General features: G+C 45.4%; 7 protein-coding genes. 3 read left to right on the forward strand and 4 right to left on the reverse strand.

Annotation, left to right across the window (positions count from 1 at the left end):
• Window positions 1-758: 758 nt before the first annotated feature.
• Window positions 759-1,514: a ParA family protein gene (locus V9K67_RS21675; RefSeq protein WP_336726153.1), complete on the forward strand. Its 756-nt coding sequence runs from the start codon at window positions 759-761 to the stop codon at window positions 1,512-1,514.
• Between the two features lie 98 nt (window positions 1,515-1,612).
• A complete protein-coding gene (locus V9K67_RS21680; RefSeq protein ID WP_336726154.1) occupies window positions 1,613-1,975 on the forward strand; it encodes a hypothetical protein in 363 nt (120 codons plus the stop codon).
• 540 nt (window positions 1,976-2,515) lie between these two features.
• Here the strand turns inward: V9K67_RS21680 and V9K67_RS21685 are convergent.
• Window positions 2,516-2,791: a hypothetical protein gene (locus V9K67_RS21685; RefSeq protein WP_336726156.1), complete on the reverse strand. Its 276-nt coding sequence runs from the start codon at window positions 2,789-2,791 to the stop codon at window positions 2,516-2,518.
• 381 nt (window positions 2,792-3,172) lie between these two features.
• Between V9K67_RS21685 and V9K67_RS21690 the strand changes: the two genes are divergently transcribed.
• Window positions 3,173-3,976 (forward strand): hypothetical protein, encoded by an 804-nt coding sequence (locus V9K67_RS21690; RefSeq protein WP_336726159.1) that lies wholly within the window; start codon window positions 3,173-3,175, stop codon window positions 3,974-3,976.
• Between the two features lie 105 nt (window positions 3,977-4,081).
• On the opposite strand, the gene V9K67_RS21695 is transcribed toward V9K67_RS21690, so the two are convergent.
• The 3 genes from V9K67_RS21695 to V9K67_RS21705 all read right to left on the reverse strand — a co-directional run.
• Window positions 4,082-4,237, reverse strand: coding sequence for a hypothetical protein (locus V9K67_RS21695; RefSeq protein WP_336726161.1), 156 nt, complete (start codon window positions 4,235-4,237; stop codon window positions 4,082-4,084).
• 83 nt (window positions 4,238-4,320) lie between these two features.
• A complete protein-coding gene (locus V9K67_RS21700) occupies window positions 4,321-4,617 on the reverse strand; it encodes a hypothetical protein (protein WP_336726162.1) in 297 nt (98 codons plus the stop codon).
• A gap of 1,362 nt (window positions 4,618-5,979) precedes the next feature.
• The coding region (locus tag V9K67_RS21705) for a hypothetical protein (RefSeq protein ID WP_336726164.1) at window positions 5,980-6,181 on the reverse strand (202 nt) is incomplete at its 5' end.

Raw genomic sequence — 6,181 nt, forward strand, 5'->3', positions numbered from 1 at the left:
CTGTTTCAGAACAGTAAGTTACGAATATTATTTAACTTTAATTACAATGTACTTATGCTTATTTGGAAAACCTATTCTTGAAGTAAACAAAATAATGTTAGTAAAACAAAGTTACGCGGTTGCGCGGTAAGTTTAGATTATCAATAGTATTTGTTTAGTTGGGTTACTTTGTCTTCCCAGGCTTCCCAACCTTTCCATGGTTGGTGAGGGAAAGGGAGGCTGCCTTCTCCCCGGTCCAACAGGTTTACGGATTATGGTTGACCCTCCAAGAGTTCTTTGTTCGCTAAAGGTGCCGCACCCCGCCTTTCTACCGGTTTCCAAAAGGACAACGGCCGGCGCCTCGCTTTTCGGGTATCCGAAGCCTTAGTGGGTTGCGTCCGAGCTATCCGCTCCATGAGCGGCTTTTACCGCTTGCGCCCTTCGGGATACGCCGGCGGTTAATCTTCTGTATTTCATTGCAGGCTATCAACCACCTCCGTCCAGTTTTCCCTTTCCCGGAGAAAAGGGGCGGCCAAATACACTAAAGGTTTATTGAATAACGATGGTAATTCCGGTATTGGCAATGGACCCAGGCAGCTTTGTAATTATAGTAACTTTTGTAAACAAGATAAATTGTGTAAAATTGGTAAATGCTGTAAGTAAGTAATTTCGGTAATCTGTATTATTTTGCAGCTCGGAGAAAAGGGAAGGGCATTTCGCCCGATCAGTCCCCCGATCAGAACAAGTTCAACTTTTACCAATTATTAAAGAGCGCTTTCATGACTAAAGTAATCGCGGTTGCCCAGCACAAAGGCGGCACCGGCAAGACCACCTCGACCCTGAACTTGGGTGCCGCCCTGAGCAAACAGGGGAAACACGTACTGCTGGTGGACCTGGACCCCCAGGCAAACCTGAGCCAGAGCCTCGGAATCCTGGAGGCCGATAAAAACATCTACGGGGCTTTCAAAAAGGCCTATCCCATCAGCGAGGCCATAGTCAACACCACCGAGGGGCTGGACCTGGTTCCTTCGACCCTGGATCTGACCGGGGCCGAGATCGAGCTTTCCAGCGTCATTGGGCGGGAATACATATTAAAGGAACTGCTCGAAGGCATGAACAAGTCCTATGACTACATTTTTATCGACTGCCCGCCTTCCTTGGGCCTGCTCACGGCCAATGCCTTCACGGCCGCCCGTTTCATTATTATTCCGCTGCAGGCGCAGTATCTCGCCCTTCAGGGCCTCAACAAGCTGATGGAAGTGGTGGAGATCATCAAACGGGGCATCAACAAGGACCTGAAAGTAGGAGGGGTGTTCATCACCCAGTACGACAACCGCAAGGTGCTGAACCGCAACGTCCACGACACCATTAACGAGCTTTTTAAAAGCCAGGTGTTCAACACCGTGATCCGGGACAACATTGCACTTGCCGAGGCGCCGGTGAACGGGGTGGATATTTTCCGCTATGCCCCCAAAAGCAAGGGTGCTGAGGATTACCTGGCACTTTCCGAAGAGGTAATCCATGTATGCAAATAATCTAAGTAATTTGGATAATAACAGTAGTTTAAATAAGTTAAATAACCTTTGTTTACTGAAGATGCCGGTAAAACAAAGTAATTCATAAATTTAAAGATATGGCGAAAGACCTTAAAAGCGGGCTGAAATCCGTTTTCTCTTCCTCTCTTACCTCGTCCCCGGCTACCGCTACGGAACCGGAGCCCGAAACCGTGCAGCCGGAGAGTTCCACCCAGGCAGGACTGCGGGAGTCGTACGACCGCGAGACCTTTATCATCAAAACGGAATTGAGCGAAAAGATCCGCGATATCGCTTACTGGGACCGGCACTTGCTAATGGAAACGGTAAATGAGGCCCTGGCGCATTTCGTGGAAAGCTGGGAACAGAAGAACGGCCCAGTGCAAAGCCGGCCGCCGGAGGTGAAGGAGCGCGAGAAGCTAAGGAGCAATTCCGGAAGGAAAAAGGGCAGCGCCAATAAGTAGGCCGCAGCGGCCCTGAACGTGATTGATTAAACAAATGCCCGGACAGCTGTACCTATGTATGGGTAGGGAGTGTCCGGGCTTATTTTTTTAACCATCAAACTTATGGGAGGTACCATGACTCTGTACCAGTTCAACTGCCTGAGCGATTCCGGAAAGGCGGGGGCCGTAGCCTCGGCGACCTGCTGGCAGAAAGGGAAGAGGGAGAACATAAAATCCTTCTGTACCAGGTGGATTCTTTTTACGTCGAGGTCTACCGGGATAAAAAATGTTTTGAAATACGCCGGTTCCGTTCCTTCCGGAACATGGATTTGCTGGAGCCCTACCTGGAAGGGATCACCCTTCCGAATCTGTAAACGTTACTGGAATCAGGTTCTGCTTCCAAGCTCCAAAACCTTCTTATCCGGACCGGCATGGCGCCGGCACCAGGCCGGCAATCTTGCTGATAGGAGAGGGGCAATGTCCACAGTAATGCCCTTTGTCTATTCGGAACTGAGGCGGCCTCCATATCTATTAAATAATAGCGGCCGCCAAATACAATCTCTAAGCCGCCTGAATACCCTTCGTGTACCGAACGAAATCTATGTACGAGGTAAAGCCTGAGAGCAAATTGCGGCGTTCGTGCTGCGGTAAAGCCTGAAATGTTCTTTTTCCCTGTACTTCCGCATAATAAGCTTCTAAGCGAGCTATATTCCGAACGTCATGCAATTGAAGGTTCATCATACTTTCAATTTTACCGAGGTACTTGGGATAGGCGGAAGGAGCGCTAACCAAGTTTTGGGATTTGAGCCAGTTGGCAAATGTTTGGTACCTGTCCATAGCTGTAGATTTAGGGGAGTGTTTTGGTTATAAAAAAGTAATGTGAACGCTCTGATCTCACCGGCAAAAATAGATTACAATTCTTGAAGTTTTTTAAGATCCGCTGAGCCTGCGGAACACCTTAAAAAAAACTCCATGGAAAGGATCTTTGGGAAGCAGGTTTTGTTCTATAAAAGGGAGGAAAGCCCGTGTAGGCCTCAGTTAAATGGGTGTTCAGGTACTTAGTAAACAAAGTAATATGGGTAATATTTGTTTTTATTGATTATTAAGTTGGTTGTAACAGTTGTAACGTGAAATGCTAAGAACGTTCTGTTCCGGATTCTAGGGAATACGTGTTTTGAAAATTAGGCAATCGTATTTTCGTATTTTATAGTTACCCTTATGAAAGTCTTTTTCATCTTCTTACCGGCCTTGCTGTTTGCCAGCTGCAAACCAGCAGTGAAGCCCGTAGAATTCAAAAAAGTTTCTTCCTCAAATCCGGACGGTTTTTATGCCAACCATTCCGCCCGTAAACTGGAGGGTAAGGTAAAGCCCGGCCAGTTTGAGGGCAAGGCCTGCCTTTCTTACCAGTTGACCTTCGCCTTTGATACTTCGGCCAACAAGCTTCTGGACCCGGCACTTTTTCGGGGTGAACCCGTTTTCTACGGGCAGTATTCCGAGGACGTTGATGTGTTAAGCCAGCAGTTGTACCAGGAAGCAAAGCAAAGGGTAGACAGCCTACAGGCAGTGGTGAACTCTCAGAACCCTTATGGGCAAGGCCAGCGGCAGGAAGGGCGGAGCCGCCGAAGCCTTAGGAACGGAACTGCCGAGGAGCTGCTTCTGGAACTGTACAAGGGTTCCCTTAACAGTCCCCTGGAATTTAAAAAGGAGACTGGGGAAATTTTGCAAAAGATCAGGGAAGCCAAACGATTGACTACTTATCCCTATTTATATGAAAACCCGCACTTCCCCACACGTCAGCCAGCCCTGAATGTTTGCTTTGTGCTGAAGTTTTATGATAGCGACGGTTTTGAACTTGCATCCTACCAAACCGGCCGGTACCAGGTTTGGCCCTTAAAGGAAAACTTTGTTGAGGGGAAAATAGAAACGGGATATAAGAGCCTGGACGACTTTAACGGCAATATCTACTCTAAAGTAAAAAGGATCGTGGTCAATGTCGTTGCTTCCACGGAGCCGAATAGGTAACTGTGCCTGAATGATATAGAATGCTAATATTCCTTTATTAAGCAGGTATAAAAGCTTGCTCCACCGGAATTATCCAGTAATCCGGTATAACAAAGTAAACAAGGTTTACTTTGTTGCCTTGCCTTCTGAAACTATGATTCCTTCTTCAGCAGAAGCCTGTTCCGCCTTTTCCTTATCGAAAAGGTACTTCACAGAATAATAACCAGAAAGCAGGGCAGACAAAATAGTAAGAAAGCAAAAGAGCCTTCCAACTAGCTTCATCTCTTTCCAATTTGCTACGGACCCTATTCAATAAATGGCACATACTGTGGCTAATATCAATGCGAAATAATTCATAGTCGCTATTATTGGCCTGAACTTTTGTTTTGTCTGTCTCTAAAACTAATTAAAATAAACATACTTGTAAAACCATTTAGCTTTTCTGGTTGCCAAAGAAATAAATTCTTATAACTTTGTTTATGTAAAATACCAATGCAAAGGAGGCCCAGTTTTCGGCCGATCTGGGCATTTTTGTCCTTTTGGGCTTTTGCCTGGAAGAAGTTAATCAATACAACGGCTGTTTCTATCGCTCGCACCATATTTTCAACCATCTGCTGAACAAAGGAAGCGACAGCTTCCTGGCTTCCCGTTTCATGAGCCATAACGGAACTTACCCTAGGCTGGTTTATATCGTATGATCTTTCTGAATGAACAGGCAGAACGGGTACTAACGGTAAAGGAGATCCGCAGTTGATGTTCCTACCTTACCGCAGTCGCCACTTGGTGCTCCTGCTGGGGGTGAAGGGCCCCTACCTGAGCGTTACGCGTCTCTAGCAGCTGCTTACTGTGGATGCCCTGTACTTTTGTTGCCTGTTTGCGCCTCCCTTTTCCCTGTTGGATATCAAGGCTCAGTGATAGAGCCTGAGCGGCTTTATTTTTCAACAAAGCAAGACCTTTTTGACAACCTGCTGTCCGTCAACTGAAATATCGCCGATGGCTGGGTCAACGTCCTAGAGCCGCAACTGGGCATTTCCATAATCGAAGGGCCCGGATCGGAAGACGTATACCATTGTGGAAGAGGGCATTAAGCAGTTATTGTACAAAAACGTTACCGCCAGATCTATGACTTCAAATACCCGATGCCGGTGCGCTTGGCGTGTTTGGAAAGTGCCGCTGGGGATTGGGGGCTAACGCGAAAATGCAGGCGCCCGGCTGAAAAACTTTAACGATCATCTGCAAAAAAAAAGGAGTTGAAAGGAAATCTTTTTCATCGCATAAAAGTAAACCTGCAGCACCGATAAATCTGAAGACGGGCGTTGCAGAAGAAAAAGGTTCATCCTGGGACCTCGGCTTCTCGTTTTCCTTCAGATGGCTCCTCTGCCGATAAAAAGGGGAAATAAATGATAACAATAGGCAAGTGAATAAGGACTTTGAAAACGGTAAAGAGATATGTGACTAGAAACATTTCTGCCTCCGCCGGGCCGCTACGGACAGGTGCTTACGTTCTTTATAAGCAACACTTCTATAAAAGAAATTACTGCAAGAATTGGCAACAAGTGGCAGTAATAACTTGATAGAAAGGATAAATGTTGATTTTACTCTGGTAAGTATGTAGTATGGTACCCGATCCAAAACGCTTAGGAGCCAACTATGGTCGCCTAATGCTATTGAAGCTACAAAACTCAAAAACAGCTGCATCAAAAAGAACTGTAGTTCATTGAGCGTTTGCAGTTAACTTATATAGTAGATTTATGTATTTAGCTTTACCTGTAAGTTTATTAAGTAAATAGGGGTAATTTCTTATTGGTTCGTGTTTAAATAGACTTTAACATTGTAAAATACAAGAAAGAGAAAGCAAGGATCAGCCTAGATTTAGTCAAAATTTGCTTTCTTTTTCAGCCAAAACTAATACTGCTTCCATATGTTTGTAAAATTACTTCGTACACTTCTTTGCAAAAAGACATCCATCTTCTAGCTATTTCCAATCTACACCATTTTTAGAAAGCCAAAGGCGTATGATACTATTATTCCCTGCCACCAAGTAGAGACTGAAACTCATTTTGCCTAAATGTGAACAATTTATTGAGAAGGCCTAAAAGTAATCTATCTAACAGGAGTGTGGGTATTGTTTTTTTAAAGCCCCTTAATTCAATACTCCGGTAGTTTTTAAGCTCTGAGCCTTCCGAAGTTAAGGCAGTTTTCATAGGCCTGTTGGTATTTTTCACT

This window comes from Huijunlia imazamoxiresistens (assembly GCF_037132455.1).
GTDB classification, from domain to species: domain Bacteria; phylum Bacteroidota; class Bacteroidia; order Chitinophagales; family Chitinophagaceae; genus Flavisolibacter; species Flavisolibacter imazamoxiresistens.

Excerpts from the sequence above, each read along its gene's own strand:
- V9K67_RS21675 (WP_336726153.1), top strand. The coding sequence starts at position 759 with ATGACTAAAGTAATCGCGGTTGCCCAGCACAAAGGCGGCACCGGCAAG.
- V9K67_RS21680 (WP_336726154.1), top strand. The coding sequence starts at position 1,613 with ATGGCGAAAGACCTTAAAAGCGGGCTGAAATCCGTTTTCTCTTCCTCT.
- V9K67_RS21685 (WP_336726156.1), bottom strand. The coding sequence starts at position 2,791 with ATGGACAGGTACCAAACATTTGCCAACTGGCTCAAATCCCAAAACTTG.
- V9K67_RS21690 (WP_336726159.1), top strand. The coding sequence starts at position 3,173 with ATGAAAGTCTTTTTCATCTTCTTACCGGCCTTGCTGTTTGCCAGCTGC.
- V9K67_RS21695 (WP_336726161.1), bottom strand. The coding sequence starts at position 4,237 with ATGAAGCTAGTTGGAAGGCTCTTTTGCTTTCTTACTATTTTGTCTGCC.
- V9K67_RS21700 (WP_336726162.1), bottom strand. The coding sequence starts at position 4,617 with ATGGCTCATGAAACGGGAAGCCAGGAAGCTGTCGCTTCCTTTGTTCAG.